15 protein-coding genes are annotated in these 21,089 nt (G+C 70.5%); 8 read left to right on the forward strand and 7 right to left on the reverse strand.

Annotation, left to right across the window (positions count from 1 at the left end; genetic code table 11):
* Nucleotides 1-28: 28 nt before the first annotated feature.
* The gene (locus tag ACQPZK_RS31130; RefSeq protein ID WP_433536272.1) at nt 29-1,267 is read left to right on the forward strand and encodes an AAA family ATPase; all 1,239 of its coding nucleotides are present in this window, start codon (nt 29-31) and stop codon (nt 1,265-1,267) included.
* Nucleotides 1,268-1,299: 32 nt separating this feature from the next.
* Here the strand turns inward: ACQPZK_RS31130 and ACQPZK_RS31135 are convergent, their stop codons facing one another.
* Nucleotides 1,300-1,848, reverse strand: a complete 549-nt coding sequence (locus ACQPZK_RS31135) for a GNAT family N-acetyltransferase (protein WP_433536273.1) — start codon at nt 1,846-1,848, stop codon at nt 1,300-1,302.
* A 134-nt stretch (nt 1,849-1,982) separates the two neighbouring features.
* Here ACQPZK_RS31135 and ACQPZK_RS31140 point away from each other — a divergent pair, with 134 nt between their 5' ends.
* The gene (locus ACQPZK_RS31140) at nt 1,983-2,528 is read left to right on the forward strand and encodes a DoxX family protein (protein ID WP_433536274.1); all 546 of its coding nucleotides are present in this window, start codon (nt 1,983-1,985) and stop codon (nt 2,526-2,528) included.
* A 215-nt stretch (nt 2,529-2,743) separates the two neighbouring features.
* Nucleotides 2,744-4,189 carry a glycosyltransferase 87 family protein gene (locus tag ACQPZK_RS31145; RefSeq protein ID WP_433536275.1) on the forward strand — a complete coding sequence of 482 codons (1,446 nt, stop codon included), beginning with the start codon at nt 2,744-2,746 and terminating at the stop codon, nt 4,187-4,189.
* 58 nt (nt 4,190-4,247) lie between these two features.
* Here the strand turns inward: ACQPZK_RS31145 and ACQPZK_RS31150 are convergent, their stop codons facing one another.
* From ACQPZK_RS31150 to ACQPZK_RS31170, 5 genes are all read right to left on the reverse strand, one after another.
* Entirely contained in the window at nt 4,248-4,676 is a 429-nt protein-coding gene (locus ACQPZK_RS31150; RefSeq protein WP_433536276.1) for a molybdenum cofactor biosynthesis protein MoaE, read from the reverse strand.
* A complete protein-coding gene (locus ACQPZK_RS31155) occupies nt 4,673-5,929 on the reverse strand; it encodes a molybdopterin molybdotransferase MoeA (protein ID WP_433536277.1) in 1,257 nt (418 codons plus the stop codon). The genes ACQPZK_RS31150 and ACQPZK_RS31155 overlap by 4 nt, the downstream gene beginning before the upstream one ends.
* Before the next feature lie 116 nt (nt 5,930-6,045).
* Nucleotides 6,046-6,516, reverse strand: coding sequence for a MogA/MoaB family molybdenum cofactor biosynthesis protein (locus ACQPZK_RS31160; RefSeq protein ID WP_433536278.1), 471 nt, complete (start codon nt 6,514-6,516; stop codon nt 6,046-6,048).
* Nucleotides 6,513-7,004, reverse strand: a complete 492-nt coding sequence (moaC, locus tag ACQPZK_RS31165; protein WP_433536279.1) for a cyclic pyranopterin monophosphate synthase MoaC — start codon at nt 7,002-7,004, stop codon at nt 6,513-6,515. The genes ACQPZK_RS31160 and moaC overlap by 4 nt, the downstream gene beginning before the upstream one ends.
* A gap of 264 nt (nt 7,005-7,268) precedes the next feature.
* The gene (locus ACQPZK_RS31170) at nt 7,269-10,352 is read right to left on the reverse strand and encodes an AfsR/SARP family transcriptional regulator (protein WP_433536280.1); all 3,084 of its coding nucleotides are present in this window, start codon (nt 10,350-10,352) and stop codon (nt 7,269-7,271) included.
* Nucleotides 10,353-10,953: 601 nt separating this feature from the next.
* On the opposite strand from ACQPZK_RS31170, the gene ACQPZK_RS31175 reads away from it, so the two are divergent.
* The 5 genes from ACQPZK_RS31175 to ACQPZK_RS31195 all read left to right on the forward strand — a co-directional run bounded on the left by ACQPZK_RS31175 (nt 10,954) and on the right by ACQPZK_RS31195 (nt 16,735).
* Entirely contained in the window at nt 10,954-13,476 is a 2,523-nt protein-coding gene (locus ACQPZK_RS31175) for a putative bifunctional diguanylate cyclase/phosphodiesterase (RefSeq protein ID WP_433536281.1), read from the forward strand.
* A gap of 79 nt (nt 13,477-13,555) precedes the next feature.
* Complete coding sequence (locus ACQPZK_RS31180) at nt 13,556-14,878, forward strand: glycosyltransferase 87 family protein (protein ID WP_433536282.1); 1,323 nt, start codon at nt 13,556-13,558, stop codon at nt 14,876-14,878.
* Nucleotides 14,879-14,919: 41 nt separating this feature from the next.
* Nucleotides 14,920-15,552 carry a phosphoribosyltransferase gene (locus ACQPZK_RS31185; protein ID WP_433536283.1) on the forward strand — a complete coding sequence of 211 codons (633 nt, stop codon included), beginning with the start codon at nt 14,920-14,922 and terminating at the stop codon, nt 15,550-15,552.
* A gap of 22 nt (nt 15,553-15,574) precedes the next feature.
* Complete coding sequence (locus ACQPZK_RS31190; RefSeq protein WP_433536284.1) at nt 15,575-15,958, forward strand: zf-TFIIB domain-containing protein; 384 nt, start codon at nt 15,575-15,577, stop codon at nt 15,956-15,958.
* Nucleotides 15,959-16,057: 99 nt separating this feature from the next.
* Complete coding sequence (locus ACQPZK_RS31195; RefSeq protein WP_433536285.1) at nt 16,058-16,735, forward strand: maleylpyruvate isomerase N-terminal domain-containing protein; 678 nt, start codon at nt 16,058-16,060, stop codon at nt 16,733-16,735.
* A gap of 12 nt (nt 16,736-16,747) precedes the next feature.
* Here the strand turns inward: ACQPZK_RS31195 and ACQPZK_RS31200 are convergent, their stop codons facing one another.
* Nucleotides 16,748-20,965, reverse strand: coding sequence for a replicative DNA helicase (locus ACQPZK_RS31200; RefSeq protein WP_433536286.1), 4,218 nt, complete (start codon nt 20,963-20,965; stop codon nt 16,748-16,750).
* Nucleotides 20,966-21,089 lie beyond the last annotated feature (124 nt).

The following is a 21,089-nucleotide window of genomic DNA, read 5'->3' on the forward strand; positions in this document are numbered from 1 at the left end:
AGCTAGAGGGCCCGATATTCTGCGATGCGTGGATCCGGTCCGCAACCCGTACGCCCCGGGCGCCGGCCAGCGCCCACCCGAACTCGCCGGGCGGGGGCGCGAGCTGGACGTGTTCGACATCGTGCTGGAACGCATCGCCCGCGGCCGGCCCGAGCGCAGCCTCATGCTCACCGGGCTGCGCGGCGTCGGCAAGACCGTCCTGCTCAACACCCTGCGGTCACAGGCGATCAACCGACTGTGGGGCACCGGCAAGATCGAGGCTCGGCCGGACCAGTCACTGCGCCGTCCGGTCGCCGCCGCGCTGCACATGGCGGTCCGTGAACTCGCCCCACGCCACCGCGCCCCCGACCGGATCGACGCCTTCCTCGGGGTGCTCAAGGCGTTCGCCCAGCGGTCCGCGCCGGCCGGCCGCGGTGCCGCGCCCAAGCTGCGCGACCGGTGGCAACCCGGCATCGACGTACCCGCCGCCAGTGGCCGGGCCGACTCCGGCGACATCGAGATCGACCTGGTCGAGTTGTTCACCGACGCCGCCGCCGTGGCCAGCGACGTGGGCACCGGCATCGCGCTCTTCATCGACGAGATGCAGGACGTCGGGCCGGAGGACGTCTCGGCGCTCTGCGCCGCCTGCCACGAGCTGTCCCAGATCGGCGCCCCACTGATCGTCGTCGGCGCCGGGCTACCCCACCTACCGGCTGTGCTCAGCGCCGCCAAGTCGTACTCCGAGCGGCTCTTCCGCTACCAGCGCATCGACCGGCTCGACCGGATCGCCGCCGACCAGGCGCTCTGCGCGCCGGCCGAGCGCGAGGAGGTGGAGTACGAGCAGAAGGCGCTCGACCTGCTCTACGAGAAGTCCGGCGGCTACCCGTACTTCGTCCAGGCGTACGGGAAGGCGACCTGGGATCACGCACCCCGGTCGCCCGTCACCGCGGCGGACGTCCGGGTCGCCGCGCCGGAGGCCGAGGCCGAACTGGCGGTCGGGTTCTTCGGCTCCCGGTTCGAGCGGGCCACCCCGGCCGAGCGCGAGTACATGCGGGCGATGGCCACGCTGTCCCTGGTGGAGGGCGAAGCCAGCGGCGCGGTCCGCGACGACATGGACGCCGCCGTGCCCACCGCCGAGATCGCCCGGGCCCTCGGCCGGAAGCCGGCCAGCCTCTCCCCGGCCCGGGACGCGCTGATCAAGAAGGGGCTCATCTACTCGGGCGAGCGCGGCACAGTGGCCTTCACCGTGCCCCACTTCGGCCGCTACCTGCGCACCCAGCCGGCCTGACCGCGCTCCGGTCGGCCCGCCCGGACGACGCGTCAGACCTGGGACCAGGGCGCGGGGAAGACGACCTCGCCACGCGGCGGCGCGCCCTCCTCGCTGGTGGACGGCGGCAGCACCAGCGCCTGCCACGGCTCGCCGAGACCGGCCCACGGGCTGCTGAGACCCAGCTCGGCGGCCGGTCCGAAGCCGAAGCGGCGGTAGAAGGCCGGGTCACCGAGCACCACGACCAGCCGCTCACCCAGTTCGGTGGCGGCGTCCAGTGCGGCCTGCACCACAGCGCTGCCGTGCCCGACCCGCTGTCGGTGCGGCGCCACGGCCACCGGCCCGAGTGCCAGGGCCGGCACGACGGCACCCCGTTCGGGTCGCACCCGCACCCGGGTGAGCAGCGCGTACCCGACGACCTCGCCGCCGTACTCGGCGACCATGGCCAGCTCGGGCAGCCAGGCGTCGGTGCCCCGCAGGTCGTCGACCAGTCCCACCTCCGGTGGCGTCTGCACCTCCGGGCGAGCGAACGCCGAAGCCAGCACCCGCCGCAGCGGACCGGCGTCGGCCGGGTCCTCGGGGCGGAGCCGGAGCGTCGTCACCCGCGCGACGTTACCCGTCACGCCCCGTCCATCAGCGATGGTCGCTCGATTCGGCGTGGCGCGCGCGCACGCCGACCGATCCGGATCCGGCGGTTGACCGGGTAACAAACGCCGCGACGGGGTATGACTGATCCATGACGCCAGTACGTTCCCTCGCCCGCGCCATGCTGAGCGGCATCTTCGTCATCCAGGGATACCGCAACCTCCGCAACCCGCACCGGCTGGCCGACACCGCCAGGCCGGTCACCGACAAGGTCGCGCCGTTGTTGCAGAAGGCGCACCCGAGCTTCCCCACCGAGACCGAATCGTTGATCCGGCTCAACGCCGCGACGCAGGTCGGGGCCGGGCTCATGCTGGCCACCGGACGGTTCAGCCGGCCTGCCGCGCTCGTCCTCGCCGGCACCCTGGTGCCCGTGACCATCGCCGGGCATCCGTTCTGGAAGAACGACGACCCGGTCGCCAAGAACAACAACCAGATCCACACCCTCAAGAACCTCGGGCTCCTGGGCGGTCTCCTCCTCGCGGCCGTCGACACCGGGGGCAAGCCCGGCGTGCGCTGGCGTACGGGTCACCGCATCGGCCACTCTCGACGTTCCATGCAGCGCGCCGTACGCACCGCCCGCCGCGAGGCACGGATCGCCGTCCGGTCGGCGGCCACCGCGCGTCGACTTCCAGGCTGACCTGCCTCGATGCCTCTCGTTCGTACCCCCACCCCCCGCTAAGGCCGCGAATTACCTGAACCACCCGGTAGGCGTTAACGCGGTGGAAATGTCAAAAACATGTGTGGGATCGGACACGGTCGCATAACGCGGGAGGCACTGACGTGAGGCGCCGTTCTAGGCTCCGTGCAGGACCTGGACGGGTAGGACGACCTTGGTACGGGGGTGGCCACGCCATGCCGACGACTGTCGGTAGACGGGCGGACCGCCTCGCCCCAGTTCAGCGCATGACGCGGGGGATCGATCGCAGGAACGTCGTACGGGGCGTCATCGTGACTGCCGTCGCCTACGCCGCATGGCTCGCCATCGGCGAGTTCGGGCGGCCGTACAACTTCTTCGACATGAAGATCTACCACGGCGCGGTGGTGTGGTGGGCGAGCGGTCACGAGCTCTACGAGTTCATCGCGCCCGGCACCACGCTCGGTTTCACCTACCCGCCGTTCGCCGGACTCGTGATGTTGCCGATGGCACAGCTGCCGATCGGCGCGGCCGGGATGGTCAACGCCCTCGCCAGCATCGCCGCGCTGGCCCTGGTGCTGGCCGGGCTGCTGCGTCCCATCGTGGACCGGTTGGCGTGGCCACTGTGGTTCACCGTGGCCCTGGCCGTCCCGCTCGCCGTCGCCATCGAGCCCAGCCGCGAGACCCTGGGCTACGGCCAGGTCAACCTCCTGCTCTTCGCCCTGATCATGGCGGACCTCATCGGGCTGCGGTGGCGCTCCCGCCGGGGCACCCACTACGCCGCGACCGACGGTCCGCTGCTGCGCTTCGTCTACGGTGGCGCCTGGGCGGGCGCCGGCATCGGCCTGGCCACCGCCGTCAAGCTCACCCCGGCGCTGTTCATCGCCTACCTGCTGATCACCCGGCAGTGGCGGGTGGCGGCCACCGCCATCGGCACCGCGATCGGCGTGACCATCGGGACCTTCGCGATCGTCGGCGACGAATCGCGCACCTACTTCAGCAGCGTGCTCTGGCAGACCGAGCGGGTCGGCGCGGCCGACATGACGCCGAACCAGTCGCTCGCCGGCCTGCTGGCCCGCCTGTACGACTCGATCGAGACCCCCGGCCTGCTCTGGCTCGCCTTCTCGGTGCTGATCCTGGCGTTGGGCCTGTCCCGGGCGGCCAGTTCACGCGCCGACGGCGACGAGTTGACCGCGTTCACACTCGTCGGCCTGACCGCCAACGTGATCAGCCCGATCTCCTGGACGCACCACCTCGTCTGGGTGATCCCGGCGATCATCGTGCTGGCCGACGCCGCCGTACGCCGCCGCGAGGCAAGCAGGGGCCTCCCGCAGCGCACCGGCCAGGGGCCGACGTTCGGTGGCCTGAGCGGCCTCAACGCCCTTCGCCCGCCGATCTGGTACCCCACGCTGACCGGGCTTCGGCACGGCGTCGCCGCGGTCGGGCTCTACCTGCTGTTCCTCATCTCCCCCATCTGGCCGTACGAGCACCAGTTGCCGGAGGTGTCGCACTACCAGGACGGCCTGTTCGGCGCGCTGATGGAGAACTCGCTGGCTCTCGCCCTGATCGTCCTGGTCGCGGCCCTGCCCTGGCGCCCCGGCGCCGAGCCGGCCTTCTACGGCGAACGACTGGCCCGCGCAGTGGTGGTGAACGGCCGCCGCTAGAACGCGGCCCGGCCGTCGTCTCCGCCCGCCACAGGCCCGGCCAGGCCGGATGGCCGGGTCAGGGGCAGTTCACCCACTCCTCGGTGCCGTCGGCGAAGACCTGCCGCTTCCAGATCGGCAACCGGGCCTTGGCCTCGTCGACCAGCCGGGCACACGCGGCGAAGGCCGCAGCCCGGTGCGCGGTGCTCACCGCGGCGACCAGCGCCACGTCGCCGATGGCCAGCGGGCCGACGCGGTGCGAGACCGCCACCGCGTACACGTCGGGGTCGGCCGCGATCTCGGCGGCGACCTCGCGCAGCACCTGCACGGCGCTCGGGTGTCCCTCGTAGTCCAAACTCACCACCGCACGCCCGTGGTCGTGGTCACGGACGACGCCCTGAAAGGAGACGACCGCGCCGGCCCGACGGTCGGCGACCGCCGCCTCGTGGGCGGCGAGGTCCAGAGGCCGGTCGGTGACCTCGACGACGGTGATCGCCGGCGCGGTCATGACGCCCGCTCCCCGGGCAGCAACGGCAGCGGCACGATCGGCACCCGGTCGCCCTGCGCACCGCTGGTGCCCGGCCGGATGACGGCGAACCCGTCGGCGCCCGCGAGGCCGCGCAGCATCGCCGAACCGACGTGCCGCACCGGGTACGCCGTGCCGGCGGCCCGGTCCAGCCGAACCAGCGCCAGGTGGGTGTGGTCACCGCGCCCGGGCACCGCCTCGGCCAACGTGGCGTGCGGCAGCACCGGCATCGAGCGGCCCGCGAGGCCGGCGAGCAGCGGCGCGACCAGTGACACCAGCGCGACGATGGCGGACTGCGGATTGCCCGGCAGGCCGGCGACGAACCGGACCCGCCCGTCCGGATCGGCCAGCCGCGCCAGCAACATCGGGAATCCCGGCCGGACCGCCACCGTGTTGACCACGTAGTCGGCGCCCAGCGCCTCCAGGGTCGGGTGCAGATGGTCGACCGGACCGTGCATCGTGCCGCCGGTGGTGCAGACCAGGTCGGCGGTGGTCAGCGCCGCCCGCAGCGCCGCCACGTGTGCGGGCAGCGTGTCGGCCACCGGCCCCACCACGTCCGAGGGGCGGACGTGGCACCCGTACCGCCGCAGCCACGCCGGCACCGCCGGGCCCAGCGCGTCACGCACCCGGCCCGCCGCGGGCGGACCCGCCGTCAGCAACTCGTCGCCGAAGACCAGCAGCGCGGCGCGCGGCGCGCGCCGGACCCGTAGCGTGTCGTGCCCGCAGGAGGCGGCCAGGCCGATCACCGCCGGGTCGACCGGCGTGCCGACGGGCAGCAGCTCCTCACCGGCGTACGCCTCCTCGCCCGGCTGCCGCCACTCGGGCGTCGGCCGGGGCGTGCCGCTGACCAGGCCGTCGGCGACGGTGGACTCCTCGATGCGCAGCACGGCGCTGGCACCCTCCGGGACCATGGCTCCGGTCGCGATCTCGACGGTCGTGCCGTCGTCGGTGAGCGGCCCGGGAGTGTTGCCGGCCAGTACCCGGCCGACGATCCGCCACGGCCCGTCACCCCGGATGGCCCAGCCGTCCACGCTGGAGGTCGGGAACGCGGGCAGGTCGGTGCGGGTGGTCAGGGGCTCGGCCAGGGTCAGCCCGTCGGTGTCGACCAGCGGCCGGGCGACGGCCGGCAGTGCGGCGGCCAGGCCTACCGCGTACACCCGGGACCGCGCCTCCTCCCACCCGGCCGGCGGGGGCGCGGCGACCTGGGCCGCCGTTGGTGTGGTTTCCGTTCGCACCGACCGAGCCTATCGGGACGGACGGACAGCCGGCGCGCTCTGCGGGTGCGAGACGGGCTGCGGGCCGGTCGGTGGCCGCTGCGGCGTGGTTGGCCGGGACAGCTCCGCGCGTGCGGTCAGTGGTCGCCGCCGCGCAGCTGGTCGACGGTGTGGCCGAGGATCGGACCGAGCACGGCCAGCCCGTCGCGGGCGCCGCCCGTCGAGCCGGGCAGGTTGACCACCAGCATCCGGCCGGCCACCCCGGCCAGCCCTCGGGACAGCACCGAGGTGGGCACCCGCTCCCGACTGTGTGACCGGATCGCCTCGGCGATGCCGGGAATCTCGTAGTCCAGCAGGGACCGGGTCACGTCCGGCGTGCGGTCGGACGGCGTGACGCCAGTGCCGCCACTGGTCACCACGACGTCGACACCATCGCTGACCGCTTGACGCAGAGCGTCGCCGACCGGCTCGCCGTCGGGCACCACCACCGGGTCGTCCACCTGACAGCCCAACTCACGCAGGCCCGCGACGAGCAGCGGTCCGCTCGTGTCGGCGTACACGCCGGCCGCCGCCCGGTTGGAGGCGACGATCACCCGGGCCCGGATCACGGCCGGTCCTCCGGCCGGACCCACTCGCCGGTCTTGCCGCCCTCCTTGCGCAGCACCCGGACCGCCTCCACCGAGGCCGCCGGGTCGACCGCCTTGACCATGTCGACAAGCGCGAGGCCGGCGACCGCGACGGCGGTCAGCGCCTCCATCTCGACTCCCGTCCGGTCCGCCGTGCGGGCGGTGGCGGTGATCTCCACCGTGTCGGTCGTCAGGTGCAGGTCGACGGTGACGCCGTGCAGGGCGATCGGATGGCAGAGCGGGATCAGCTCCGGGGTGCGTTTGGCCCCCATGATGCCGGCGAGCCGACCCACCGCCAGCGCGTCGCCCTTGGGCAACCCGTCCCGGTGGAGCAGGTCGACGACCTCCGCGGTGGTGCGCAGACGGCCCGCCGCGACGGCCAACCGGCCGGTCACCGACTTGGCGGAGACATCGACCATGCGGGCCGCGCCGGCACGGTCGACGTGGCTGAGCTGCACGGGTTCGGTCACGGCCGTGAGCCTATCGGTGCGGTACGACGTGCGACGCTCGGAAGGGGTGACGGCACAGCAGCTCGCCGGGTGCGACGGCGCATCCACTGCTCCGTCACCCCTTCCTGGCCGGACCCGCCACCGAAGTCGCTGGGGGGTGACCCGGTGACGGGCGTGTCTCGACGACCCGGTTCTGCCCAGGGGCAGAACCTCCCCCGTTCGTCGATACGTTGTTCAACCTAACGAGCCTGGCGATAAGAAATCGATAAGAGCCGTTCGCGCAGGTCAGCGACCTGTTTCGTGGTCCAGCTCGGCGAGGCGACGCTCGACGCCGAGACGCTCCGGCACGCCCAACCGGCGGAAGATCGCGAGTGCCCGTTCCCAGTGCCGTCGGGCCTCGGCCGGATCGGCGCGGGCGAAGTGTTCGGCCAGCCCGGCCAGCGCACGACCCTGCTCGTGCGGATGAGCAATCCGCGTCGCGAGGCGCAGGGCCTCCCGATGCATCTCGACGGCCTCGGAGTCCCGCCCGCGCGAGCGCAACGTGCGGGCCAGCTCGTTCAACACCGCGACTTCGACGTGCCGTTCCCCGCCCTCTGCCGCGAGCGTCCGGGCAGCCTCATGTTGCTGCTGTGCCTCCACCAGACGACCGAGACCGCGATAGGCGATTCCGAGGTCGTTGCGTACCTCTGCCTCGGCGTACCGATGACCGGTGCGGTCGCGTAGCGCCAACGAGATCAGGAGGATCCGGATCGCCTGAGGGAGATCCCCCATCCGGGTACGGACGGAGCCGATGTGGCTGAGCGCGTTGAGCATGTGGAAGTCGTTGGAATTCGTCCGTGCCCAGGCCAGGTGCAGGCGGTGCAGCCGCAACGCTTCCTCGTAGCGCCCCAGCGCCGTGAGCGCCAAGCCAAGGTTCGGCAGCGCTATCGGCACATCCGTGTCGCCGTACAGCGGGTCGCGCAGGCATTCGTAACCGAGTGCCACGGCATCGCTCAGGCGGCCGCTCCACAGATAGACGGCGGCAAGATTGGCGCGGCATCGCGCAGCGCCCAGGACATTCCCGGACGCCTCAAAGAGCTCGACCGCACGGGACAGGTGGTCGAGGGTGCCCTGCTTGTCACCCGTACGGACGTACGCCGAGGCCAGGTAGTTGTTCATCAACGCCATCGCATCGATGTCTCCGCTCGCCTCTGCCGAGGTCAGTCCATCGCGGTTGGCTCGGATGATGTCCTCGAAATAGCCGCGGATGTAGCAGAAGCGCCACAGTGAGCGTGCCAGCCGCCACGCGTGTTGGTGAAAGCCCGACTCCTGTGCCGACGACACCATCATCACCAGGTCCGTTCGCTGGGTCTCCAGCCAGTCGCTGCTCGGCTCCCCGATCGACTCGATCAACTCGGGTCGGTCGAACGGAAGCGGCGTGAACTGAGATCCGATCACGCCTGGCTCGAGCGTCTCGGCGACCCGCAGAGTCGCCGCCAGCACGAAGTCGAACAGCTGCCCCAGGGCGATCTGCCGATCGGTGGCGGAGTCGATGTGCGAGCACAGCTCGATCGCGTACTGGCGCATGAGGTCGTGCAGTCGATACCGGGTCGAGTCCAGGTCCTCGACCAGATGCCGATCGGTGAGTTCGTCGAGCGCCGCACGCGCCTCCTCCACCGTCAGGCCGGTCAGGGCGGCGACGACGGGTGGGCTCAACCGGCTACCCGGATACAGACCCAGGAAGCGGAAGACCCGTTTGGACGGCTCGGGAAGAGGTTCGTAGGAGGTCGCGAACGCCCCGGTGACCGTGCTGTTCTCGCCGGCCAGGTGAGGAAGAACCGACGGGGCGCCGTCCATCTGGGCCGCAAGATCCGCCAACCGCCAGCCACGACGGTGCGCGAGCCGTGCGCCAGCCAGTCGAATCGCCAGAGGGAGATGTCCGCACCGCCGGACCACCTGGACAGCCGCTTCCGGCTCGGCGTCGACGCGTTCCCGGCCCACGCTCAACGCCAACAGGTCGATGCCCTCCGAGGGCGACATGACCGGCAGGGACTGGGACGCGCCAAGATCCGGGTGGGTAAGTCGCCGTCGAGACGTCACGAGGACGACGGCGGTCGGCTCGATCGGCAGGAGAGGAACGATCTGGTCGCTGCTGCCGGCGTTGTCCAGGATGATCACCGACCGTCGGCGGGCCAGCTCGCGTCGCCAGAGTTCCGTCCTGTCGTCCACGTCGACCGGCACCCGCTCGGGTGGCACCCCGATCTGGCGAAGCAGGACGACGAGGGCAGCCGCCGGTTCCACCCCATCCTTGTCGTCCTGTCCGCGCAGGTCGACGTACAAGCGGGCGTCCGGGTACCGGTCGCCCAGTCGACGGGCCAGGTGCACGGCGAGTGTCGTCTTGCCACTACCCGCCATACCGTCGATGACGTGCACGGCCGGGACGCGATCCTCGACGCGCCGCGTCTCCGCCAACAGCCGCGCCACCACGGCCTCCCGGCCGACGAAATCGGTGACCGACCGGGGCAGATGGTCCACCGGGGTGACGGGGGTCCGTTCGGTCGTCGAGTTACCCGCCGGCACGGGTGCGATCGCGGCGGCACGGCTCCGCGGGCTTGCGCCTCGGCTGACGAGTGCGGGCTTCCCATTCGTCACCTCGGCGACGATCCTGCGGCGTAACTCTTCGAGGTTGGCTCCCGGCCCCACTCCCAACTCCGTGATCAGGTGCTTGCGGATCTCGTCGTACGCGACGAGCGCCTCCGCGTTGTCACCGCGCTCGTGAAGGGCACGCATGAGCAGGTGGTACGTCGGCTCTCGGAGCGGGTGGCGGGCAACCACCTCCCGAAGCGACGGGATCGCGAGGTCGTCCCGCCCGGAACGCAGGTGGACCTCGGCGAGGAGTTCCACCGCCAGAAGACGCTCCTCCTCGGCACCGACGGTTCGAGCCGTCAGGACGGGTCCAAGCGGTATGCCGGCAAGCATCGGACCCTGCCACCGCGCCAGAGCACGGCCCAGTAGTTCCGACGCTCGCACCAGGTCGCCAGCACCCAGAGCATCCCGGCCCGCGTAAAGCTCCTGCTGAAAGCGGAAGACATCGATCACGTCCGGCCGCACGGTGAGTCGATAGCCGTTCCCTTGCCGCACGAGAGGCGCGTCGGGAAGCGCTAACGTCTCAAACTCCCGGCGAAGATTTGCCGCATAGGTGCGCACATTCGCCACTGCGGATCGCGGAGGACGGTCGGCCCACAACTCGTCTATCAGATCGGTCATCGTCACCAACCGACCCGGCCGGACCGCGAGCATCGCGAAGATTGCCTGCTGCTTTGGCGTTCCCAGGTGCAATGTGCGGGTGGTCAGTTGCACCGACGGGCCGCCGAGAAGACGAATCTCCACGTACCCCCCGCTCACACGTTGTTGTGTGTCCAAGCGATCACGCAACGAAGCTTACGATCCCGCCGGGATCCAGGTCGCCCTGCGTGCCAGCCTCAGCGTCAACTGGAATGATGCCTAGAGCCCGTTCCACAAACGACCCGATCCACGACAGCCGCCACCCAAAGTGCGGATGGAGCGGCGGTTGGGGCTGGCGAGACTGAATGCAGCCTGCAACTCGCGGACCAAAGTCTCCTCGCGAGGCAGACGCCGAAGGGGTTGAGCACTCCGCTCAGGAGTGCGGACAGAAAGTAACATACCCGCTTCAGCTTGGCTAATGTTGCGCATAGCGACATTAATTGTTCCTTCCTACGCAGCGCCGCTCCTACTCTCGGCTCTACCAACGAATGACGCCACGGGCGTCACGTAGAGGGAGGGAGTCGGAACGATGCGGAACAGCACCGAGTGGAACTAGTCCACACCCTCAGTCCCGATGTACATCTCGACGACGAAAGGGCCGTGCAAGATGCGAAGCACCGAGTGGAACTAGCTCCTTACCGCCCCGACGACACCGAGGTAGGCTGCCCGTCAGCGGACACCAACGGTGGGTTACGGGTGAGGTTGGGTGAACCGGATGACGCGTCGTCACACGGGACTCGATCCACGCCTGTTGACCCTCGTCGGAACCCTCGTGGTGTCTGCCAGTGCCGTCGCCGTCGCTGCGGCGATCGCGACCGGCCGCAACCCGCCGGACCGCGTGGGAGATGCGTCGACAATCGGCGCTCTCGTCCTGATGATCGCTCTCGGAGCAGTCGTCAGGGCACAATTACGGATCAGGTCGACCACCTTCTCGTTCGCCTGGGTGGAGACGGCCATCGTGCTCGGGCTCGCCCTCGCCCCGCCGGCCTGGGTGATCCTCTCCACCGGCGTAGGTATCGCCTGCGCCTCGATACTCACCCGTCTGACCGCGATCAAGACGGCGTTCGGCATCGCGAAGCACACCCTCGTCGCCGGCGGCGCCACCGTAGTGATCATGCTCTTGGGCGAGCGCTGGCCACCGGGCGACCTGTGGCAACTCGTCGTGATGCTCGGAGCGGTCTACCTCACCGCCGCGGTGCTCGACGACATCCTGGCCATACCTGTCATCGCTCTGGCGTCAGGCACCCCAGTCGTCCGCCAGTTCCGTAACCACTTCGACCTGCGGCTGGCCGGGTTCGCAGTCCGGTTCGTGGTAGCCGCCCTCACCCTGGTCATCCTCCAGGCGGAACCTCGCCTGCTGCTCGCCGTTCCGCCCCTGGTCCTGAGCCTGCACCTCGCCTACTCCGCCCGTATCCGCGGCCGCACCGAGCAGCAGGCATGGCAGCGCCTCGCCCGCACCACCGACGCGCTCAACGTGGTCGACCTGGACAAGGTGCTCACCACCGCCGTCACCCAGGCCACCGAACTGTTCTCCGCTGACGAGGTCGAGATCGAGCTGCGTGACGGTGGTCGCACCGTCCGGGGCGCCACCGGCGGCATCACCTTCGACGGGCCGACCGACACACCCACCGAGGTGGACGGCACCGTCGTGCCCACCCCGTTGGAGGGCCACGACCGCTCCGTCGACGTCGGCATCCTGCGCCTGCGCTTCCGCGGGCCCGTACAGCTGTCCGAGCGGGAGCAGTACACCCTGCGTACCTTCGCCTCCGCGCTCTGCACGGCCGTCCGCAACGCACAGGCGTACGCCGAGCTGGCCCGGGTCGCCGACGAGCACGCGTACGCCGCCGCGCACGACGCGCTCACCGCCCTCGCGAACCGGCGGCACCTGCTCGACCAGGGCACCGAGCAGCTCAGCGCCCGGCACGCCGACGGGGTGACCGCTCTGGTGCTGATCGACCTCAACCACTTCAAGGAGGTCAACGACACCCTCGGCCACGCAGCCGGCGACCAGGTGCTGGTCCAGGTCGCCGACCGGCTGCGCGGGGCCGCCCAGTCGAGTGACCTGGTGGCCCGACTCGGCGGCGACGAGTTCGCCGTACTCCTGCGCGGGCTACCGGCCCCGGCGGTGGCCGCACACCGGGCCGAGACGCTGCTGGCCGCCCTGCACGAACCGTTCGAGCTGGACGGCATGCGGATCAGCGTCGAGGCCAGCGGCGGAATCTCCGTGGCCCCGGCCAGCGGCGGTATGCCGGAGCTGCTGCGCCGCGCCGACGTGGCGATGTACCAGGCGAAGCGGGCCGGACAGCGGATCTCCACGTACGCGCCGACCCGGGACACCGCCGACCTGAACCGCCTCACCCTCGGCGGTGACCTGCCCCGCGCGGTTGCCGACCACGAGTTCATCGTCAACTTCCAACCGATCGTCGACCTGGGCACCGGCGAGGTCACCAGCGCCGAGGCGCTGGCCCGCTGGCACCACCCCACCCACGGACTGATCGATCCGCTGCGCTTCCTGGAGGCGGTGGAACGCTCGGGCATGCTGCCGGCCTTCGCCGAGGCGATCCTCGACCAGGCACTGATCGCCGCCGCGGACTGGCGGGACGCCGGCTTCGACGTACCGGTGGCGGTCAACGTCTCGCCGCGCAGCCTGCTCGACGCACGCTTTCCCGGCTCGGTGCTGGCCCGGCTGCGCGCCCACGACCTCCCGCCCGAGCGGCTGGTGCTGGAGCTGACCGAGACGTTGACCCTCAGCCAACTCGACGTGGTCGACCGGGTGCTCAGCCGGCTCCGCGACGAGGGCGTCCGCTTGGCGCTCGACGACTTCGGCACCGGCTACTCCTCCCTCTCGCTGCTCTCCCGGATCCCCGTGCACGAGTTGAAGATCGACCGCAGCTTCGTCACGACCATGGAGAGTTCGGCCGAGGCCGCAGCCGTCATCCGCTCCACCCTCGACCTCGGCCGCAGCCTCAACCTGGCGGTGGTCGCCGAAGGCGTGGAGAGCGAACCGCAGCGACGCGCCCTCTGGGAGCTGGGCTGCTCGGCCGGGCAGGGCCACCTGTTCGCCCGACCGATGCCCGCCGGGACCCTGCTCGCCGCGATGCAGCGCGGCTCCGGTGGCCAACCCGGCACTCTGGCACCGCCGCTGCACGACACGGGCGCGGTGATCCGCCTCAACCAGACCCGCCGCCAGGCCAGTCGCTCCCGCCCCGACCGCCACCTCCCGGCCTGATCGGGCATCGGCGCCCCGACCACGGCAGCGCCCTGGACGGCCAGCTGGGTGAGCAGCGAGATCTGCCAGACTGGCGCCCGTGACCGCCGACGCCCCGACCGCCCGCCGCCAGCGCTGGCGGACGCTCGACACCGCCGCCGGGGGACTCGCCCTCGACCTGGGCCTCTACGCGGTGTCGGCCGTCTTCGCGGCGATCACCGCGAGCACGTCGACCCTTCTGCCGCACCGGGCCTGGGGTGCCGTCGCCGTCGCCGGCTACCTGGTCGCGACGCTGGCGGTGGTCGTCCAACTCCTGCTGCGCCGACGCCGCCCCCGGCTGGCCGGCCTCGCATCCCGCTGGGTGGTGACGGGCTTCGCCTGGGTGACCACCGCACTGGTACCCGTGCTCTGGCAGAGCATCGAACGCGCCACCGGACGCACCGACCGGGCGCAGGAGGAAGTGCTGGTCGTCGAGCAGGCCGGCATCCGACTGCTCGACCACGGCACGCCGTACCTCGGCCGGGACGCGATCGCCGCCCTACCACCCGGTGAACAACTGCTCGGGTACACGCCGTACCAGCCGGGTATGGCGATGTTCGGCCTACCCCGAGCCCTCGTCGACGCCTGGTGGACCGACGCCCGCGTGTGGTTCGCGCTGGGCACCGCGCTGGCACTCGCCCTGGCCGTGGTCGCGCTGCGCGCCGCGCCCGCCACCCTCGACGCGAAGCACCGGCGGGACGCCGCCCTGCTGCGGGGTCTGCAGGCAGCCACCGTCCTGCCCGTCTGCGCGCTCACCCTCGCGACCGGCGGCGACGACCTACCCGTACTCGCGCTCTGCCTGCTCGCCCTCGCGCTCGCCGCCGCCGGACGACCCGGCTCGGCCGGTCTCGCGGTCGGGCTGGCCGGCGCGCTGAAGCTGTTCGCCTGGCCGATCGCCCTGGTCCTGATCGTCTGGGGTCTGACCCGGCGAGCCGGGGCTCGGGTCGCGGCCGGCGCGGTCGGGCTACCCGTTCTCGCCCTGCTACCGGCGTTGCTCGTCGACCGCGGGGCCCTCACCGAGAACGTGCTGCGCTTCCCACTCGGCCACGGCCTCGTCACCAGCCCGGCACAGTCCCCGTTCCCCGGCCACCTGATCGCCACCGCCCTGCCGGGAGGCCGGCTGATCGCCGCCGCCCTCCTGGTCACCGCCGGCGCGGCCATCGCCGTCCGGCTCGCGCGACGCCCGCCCGGCACCGCCGCGACCACCGCTCTGATCTGCGGGTACGGACTACTCGCCGCCATCGCCCTCATGCCCTCCACCCGGTTCGGCTACCTGCTCTACCCGGTGGCCCTGCTCGTCTGGGCGCCCGCCCTGCACCGCCCGGTATCCGCACCGACCACCCCGACGCCCGAGCACCTGCCCGGTCGGGCCACATCGGCGTAACCCGCGGGCGAAACGACGTCGCACGGCGTACACCTGAAGGCATGACCACCTACCGCGACCGCGCCGAGGCGGGCCGCGTGCTCGCCGAGCGGCTCACCGCCCTGGTCGGCGACCCGGATGCCGTCGTCCTCGGCCTGGTCCGCGGCGGCGTACCGGTGGCCCGGGTCGTCGCCGAACGGCTCGGCGTCCCCCTGGACGTGCTGGTCGTCCGCAAGCTCGGCATGCCCTGGGCCAGGGAGGTCGCCTTCGGTGCGCTCGGCCCCGGCGGCGTGCAGGTGCTCAACGACGCGATCGCCAGCCGCCTCGGCAGCGACGACATCGCCGAGGTCAGCCACCGCGAACAGGTCGAGTTGGAACGCCGCGAGCAGCTCTACCGGGGCGGTCGCCCACCGCTGGACCTCACCGGACGCGTCGCCGTGATCGTCGACGACGGTCTGGCCACCGGCGCGACCGCCCGTGCCGCCGTCGAGGTCGCCCGCCGGCTCGGCGCCCGCCGCGTGGTGGTGGCCGTGCCGGTGGGCGCCCAGGAGGCTTACGAACTGCTGGCCGCAGAGGCCGACCAGGTCATCTGCGCCCAACGCCCGTCGGAATTCGTCTCCGTGAGCGTCTACTACGACGACTTCCACGAGGTCTCCGACGACGAAGTCATCGAGGCGCTCACAGCAATCGCTTAGGTCGACCAGGTACCGTCGGGTGATGAGTGACCTCATCTGTCCCAAGTGTCGCGGCGAGATGCGCCAGTACGAGCGCAGCGGCGTCGTCATCGACCAGTGCGGCGAGTGCCGGGGCATCTTCCTCGATCGCGGCGAGCTCGAGAAGCTGTTCGAGGCAGAGGCCAACTGGAGCCGCCAGCAGGCCGGACCGGCCGCGCCGGCACAGCAGCCCGGCGGTTACGCTCCTCCACCCCCGCCGCCCGCTCAGCACCAGCCCGGCTACGGCGCCGTCCCGCCGCCGCCCCCGCCGCCGGTGCACGGCTACCCGCCGGCGCCCGCCTACGGCCACCAGCAGCAGCACCACGGCTACCACGGCCACTACCGGCACAAGAAGCGCAAGAGCTTCCTCGACGAGATGTTCGGCTGAGTCCGGCCGAGACTCCCGCCCGGGTCGATCGACGTCGACCCGGGCAACGCCGCCACCGGACGATTGGCTGGCGCGATGGTCCGTGCGAGGCTGCACCGCATGACCGGCACCCGGCACGACGAGGCCCTCGCCGAGGCGTACGACGGCATCACCGCAGTGGTCGACGCCCTCGACGACGCTGACCTGCAACAGGCCACGCGATGCCGAGGCTGGCTCGTCGCCGACCTGCTCCTGCACGTGCTCGGCGACGCCCAGCGGGCGCTGGTGGCCCTGGCCAGCCCGGTCGACGGTCCCGCCGACGTGGACGACGTCTCCTACTGGCGCGGCTTCCCGGCCGGCAACGAACAGGCAGCCCGGCACGCCTGGTGGATCCGGCGGTCGGCGTCCGCCTTCGACCGGCCGACCGCCATCGTTCGGCTGTGGACGGAGACCGCCCCGGCGGCGGTCCGCGCCGCCGGGTTCGCCGATCCCGAGGGGTACGTGACCACACAGGGCCACGTGCTGCGCGTACCCGATTTCCTGGCCACGCTGACCACCGAGGCCGTGGTGCACCACCTGGACCTCACGCCGGAACTGCCGACCTCGCCGCCACCCGGACCACTGGCGGTCGGCGTCGCGGTGTCCACGATGGATGGCCTGTTGAGCGACGATGCGGTCCGCCCTGCCGGTTGGGACGACCGGGAGTTCCTGTTGAAGGCGACCGGCCGTGTCTCCCTGACCGATCGGGACCGGCTGGAGCTGGGCGAGGCGGCGGGCTGGTTCCCCCTGCTGGGGTGACGTCCGATCAGGTCAGCCGATGGCCATGTCGACGAAGCGGGACAGGTGCAGTTGGGCTGCGACCGTCACCGTGTCGGTTGGTCCATTTCGATGCTTAGCAACAATAAAATCCGCCTCTCCCGCCCGCGGTGACTCCTTGTCGTAGTAGTCGTCGCGGTGCAGAAGGATGACCACGTCGGCATCCTGCTCAATCGAGTTGTGGGTGGCGATGCCGTTCGCGACAAAGTTGTGTGTACCGAGCACCGTCGCGTCGAACACCTCCTGCTCACCGATTGACTCGATGGACACGATCGAGTCCCAGAAGATGTCGTTGGTCGCGTGCAGGTCGAGGTCGGCAGAGTCGAGCACTGCGGCAACCGCCGCGAGCCGAGAGCGGCTGGGCGCACGCTTCCAGAGCGAACTGCCGCAGAACTGGGTGCCGATGGCCTTCGCGAACTCACGGTGGGACATCCCCTGCTCAACCAGAATCTCCTTGACCCTGGACCAGACCTCGCGGGGGACCGTGTCGACGTTGGTATTGCTCTCCGTCGACTCCAACACGCGAAGGAGAGCAGCACAGCCCTCCGACCGCTGTCCGTGGACACCGATCTCGCGCAGGAACCGCAACTGGTCGTCCCGGCCGGAAATGTCGAGCGTGTATTGCGGGCGGTGGCCCACCACGGGTACGGCCCGGAGGCGGGCAGTGATGCCGTACCTCAAAAGAAGCCTGGAGATGTCCTCCAGCATTCGCCGGCTCGTGGACGAGAAGTAGACCCGCCCGCCGCGGCCTGAGCTGTTGACGGTGACCGATCCGTCAGTGGCCCAGAGATGCCGTAGGAAAACAGTGACCTGCTCCTTGGGAAGTCCGAAGACCGGGGATGGAACGAACTTCTCGTGCGACCGCAGACCGAAGAGGCCCAAGCCTTCCAGCCACTCCGCTATCGGGTTACGTCGGCCTCGAGCTAGCCGGAAGGGCGCAGGTAGCCGCAGCGTGGTCACCCGGGCGGCCGCATAATCGTCGCGCAGGGCGGTAATTCCGAAATGTTTCGCCGCCTCCGTCACCGCCTGCAGATTCAGCTCGTCCCGGCTTGCGTAGCGAATCGGCTGACGTCGCACGAAGGAGCCGTCGCCCAGCAGGTGCGCCAGCATGACGACCTCCGCCTCGGCCCACGGGCGGATCGTCATCGGGGGCGGCAGGTGTCGTGGCGTGGCGATGCGGTCTCCCGGTGCCAGTTCACCGAGCGGCACCCATCCCGTGAAGGCAAGAAAGGGGTGGTTCGCCGTTGCGTCGATCTGCTTGCCTGAGGCCAACGTCAACCTGAAGACCTCGCGGGTACCACTCGGGAAGACGTGAGTCATGGTGCGGGGGGTGTAGCGAAGCCCTTCGTCGAGGGCCCAGACTGGAATGTCTTTCGTCCGGTTCGACAGCAGTTCACCGAGCGTGATCTCCGCGTTGTTGTCCGCACGAACGACCCGGGTGTCCGCAGTGAGACATCCCGACTCACGCAGGTCGGACAACTGCGGGCGCTTGTCGGTGCGCTGCTCCGGGCCACGGTTCAGCTGACTCACCGCGATTACCGGGCACTCGACCTCCTTGGCCAGCAGCTTGAGGCCACGGGAGAGGTCCGCGACCTCCTGCTGCCGGCTCTCCGTGCGCTTGGGCGAGGTCATCAGCTGGAGGTAGTCGACCACGATCATCTTGAGGTCGTGCCGCTGCTTGAGCCGACGGGCCTTCGCGCGAATCTCCATCAGGTTCATGCTCGGCGTGTCATCGACGAACAGCGGCGCCTCGCTGATCTCGCCCATGCAGCGAGCCAGCTTGGTCCAGTCGTCGTCGGAGAGCTGCCCGCTGCGCAGCACGTGCAGCGGCACCCGCGCCTCGGCCGAGAGCAGTCGCATGACGATCTCGACCTTGCTCATTTCCAGGGAGAAGATAGCGGCAGCCTGATTTGCCCGAATAGCGGCGTTTCGCGCGAAGTCCATGCTGGCGGTGCTGTTGTGGGTGGGAATCATCGCCCGGCTGGCCAGGTAGAGATGTTCTGGGTTGTCCACGGTGACGCAGCGGACCGGCACGCTGGGCACTTGGCGGACGTCGACGATGAAGCGGGAGGTCGTGCGTACGTCTGACGCGGTACGGCGGCGCTCGGCGTGCGCGTCCTGCTTTCGCTTGAGCCGGAAGACGGGATCAGGCGTGGAGAAGTTCAACGTGTATGCGATCGACGACTCGGGGGTTCGCCCGCGAACCGGCTTCGCGTTGATGGTGCACCGGTAGCCGAGGCTGACGATAAGCTCGCGTACGTCGTCCGCCAGCCGCTTCGAGGTCGACGTGTACTGCAGGTTGCCCGCTGGGGCGACGGTACCGTCCGTGTCCATCAGCCCAGCCAATAGCGCTCGGCGTTGGCTCTCCGAGGCGCGCAGGTAGGTATGCGGGATGTGCTTGTCCGTGGCCACCCCGACCTGACGCAGCAGGCCAAGGAAGGCACCGTTCTGCCAGCGGCAGCTGGCACACCTTCTGGTCGCCGCGTTCTCGCGCAGTGCCCGGGTGGAAACACCGCAGTCCGCGCAGACGCCGGTCCCTTGAGTAGCCGGGCTGGGCGGCAGGAGGATGGTGTAGACCATCGGCCCGCTCTTCCGAACGACGAAGCCATCCTTCTCGACGTGGTTGATCATCTCTGGGTCTGCGGTGGTGAACCGGCTGGCACCGGTGTGACCGTCACCGAGCCACACCCCCAGCGTGTAGGGCGGGACCAGCAACTTCCGATGCGGAAGGTGCAGGGGAGCGCTGTTTCGGACGGCGTGATTGAGCCGTCGATCGGCGGTGTCGGTACGCAGCGTGGCTGCGATTTCGGCGGTCGTGACAACGCCGTCGCGCGCAACCCGATTGTTGGTTTCGGCCAGCCGCTCGATTCGACCGAGGAGTTCGGTCAGAAGAGGGCCGGATGGGTAGCCGGGCGCTGTCCAGTTGCGCGTAGTGCCGTTGCGGACGACGGGACGGCTGATCCGGCCGGTCGATCCGACCTCCCGGGCAACCCCGTGCAGGACATGGCGGAACTCCGGGCCGACCTGCTCGATCGCGTCGAAGAGCGTTATTGGCTGGTTATGCGTGCCGCCGGCTCTCTTCTGCGCCGCGCGTACGACGGCCAGCGACGACTCGGGCCACGCTTGCCTCCGCCGGCCCGGAGACTGCCGTCGACTTGCCCGGCTGGTCGTCTTCCAGAGATGTTCTGCGTCCGCCACGATGACAGTGCCGTCCGAGAACTCGACTTCGTAGCAGGGACGGCCGTGCATGACGTCGAAGGCGTGCGTCACCGTGGTGGGGCGGCCGTCCGCCGCCACCAGTTGATCACCCACGCGGACCTCACCCATCGTGGTCCAGCCATCCGGTGTCGGCAGCGGGGTGTCGAGCGCGAGCGCCTTACCCAAACCAGGCCGGCCGGCCACAATGATCAACTGCCCCGCGTGCAGGCCGTTGAGCAGCCGGTCCAGGTCGCTGAACCCGGTCGGCACGCCCGTCATCACGCCGCCCTGCGCGCCCACCGCCTCGATCTCGTCCAGCGTGGGCTGGAGCATGTCGGCCAGGACCGCGAAGTCCTCGCTGACCCGGCGTTCGGTGACGTCGTAGACGGCCTGCTGGGCGAGGTCGACGATGTCGTCGACGTCCCGGCTGCCGCCGTTGGCGGTGCCGTAGCCCAGTTGCACGATCTTGGTGCCGGCCTCGACGAGCCGGCGCAGCACGGCTCGCTCGCTGACGATCCGCGCGTAGTACGCGGCGTTCGCGGCGGTGGGCACACTGGCGATGAGGGTGTGCAGGTACGGCGCGCCGCCGACGCGAACGAGATCCCCGGAATCGGCGAGCGCCGCCGCGACGGTGATCGAGTCTGCCGGCTCACCCCGGCCGTAGATGTCGAGGATGGTGTCGAAGATGGTGGCGTGCACCGGCCGGTAGAAGTCGTTGGTCTTGAGGATCTCGACGACGTCGGCGATGGCGTCCTTGGACAGCAACATGCCGCCGAGGACGCACTGCTCGGCGGCGACGTCCTGGGGTGGAGTCTTGTCGAACTGGCCGTCCCGCTGCACGGGTGGCTGGCCGTTGCCGGACCGGGCCTCCGCCCGCATGTCGTCGGTGACCGACACCCGGTCCCCCCTCCACTGCGTTCGGATCCGTCCCAGCTCTACCGCTGGGGTACGACAGTTCTCCCGACCGAGCCGGTCGATCGGGGGCCATCGCGCCGGCGGTCGAGGGCCAACCATACGGACCCCAAGGTCAGCGACTCAACAAGCACGGTGGACGAGCCTCGGGACAACCTGTGGACGCCGGTGGACGAGCATGTGCGCAGGGTGTGCACAGCCTGTGGACAACCGCTGGGGAATTCTC

Source organism: Micromonospora sp. CA-249363 (genome assembly GCF_050950185.1).
Taxonomy (GTDB): domain Bacteria; phylum Actinomycetota; class Actinomycetes; order Mycobacteriales; family Micromonosporaceae; genus Micromonospora.

Coding starts and splice junctions, on each gene's coding strand:
- ACQPZK_RS31200 (WP_433536286.1), bottom strand. CDS start 20,965: ATGGTTGGCCCTCGACCGCCGGCGCGATGGCCCCCGATCGACCGGCTC.
- ACQPZK_RS31150 (WP_433536276.1), bottom strand. CDS start 4,676: ATGACCGCGCCGGCGATCACCGTCGTCGAGGTCACCGACCGGCCTCTG.
- ACQPZK_RS31145 (WP_433536275.1), top strand. CDS start 2,744: ATGCCGACGACTGTCGGTAGACGGGCGGACCGCCTCGCCCCAGTTCAG.
- ACQPZK_RS31190 (WP_433536284.1), top strand. CDS start 15,575: ATGAGTGACCTCATCTGTCCCAAGTGTCGCGGCGAGATGCGCCAGTAC.
- ACQPZK_RS31140 (WP_433536274.1), top strand. CDS start 1,983: ATGACGCCAGTACGTTCCCTCGCCCGCGCCATGCTGAGCGGCATCTTC.
- ACQPZK_RS31185 (WP_433536283.1), top strand. CDS start 14,920: ATGACCACCTACCGCGACCGCGCCGAGGCGGGCCGCGTGCTCGCCGAG.
- ACQPZK_RS31195 (WP_433536285.1), top strand. CDS start 16,058: ATGACCGGCACCCGGCACGACGAGGCCCTCGCCGAGGCGTACGACGGC.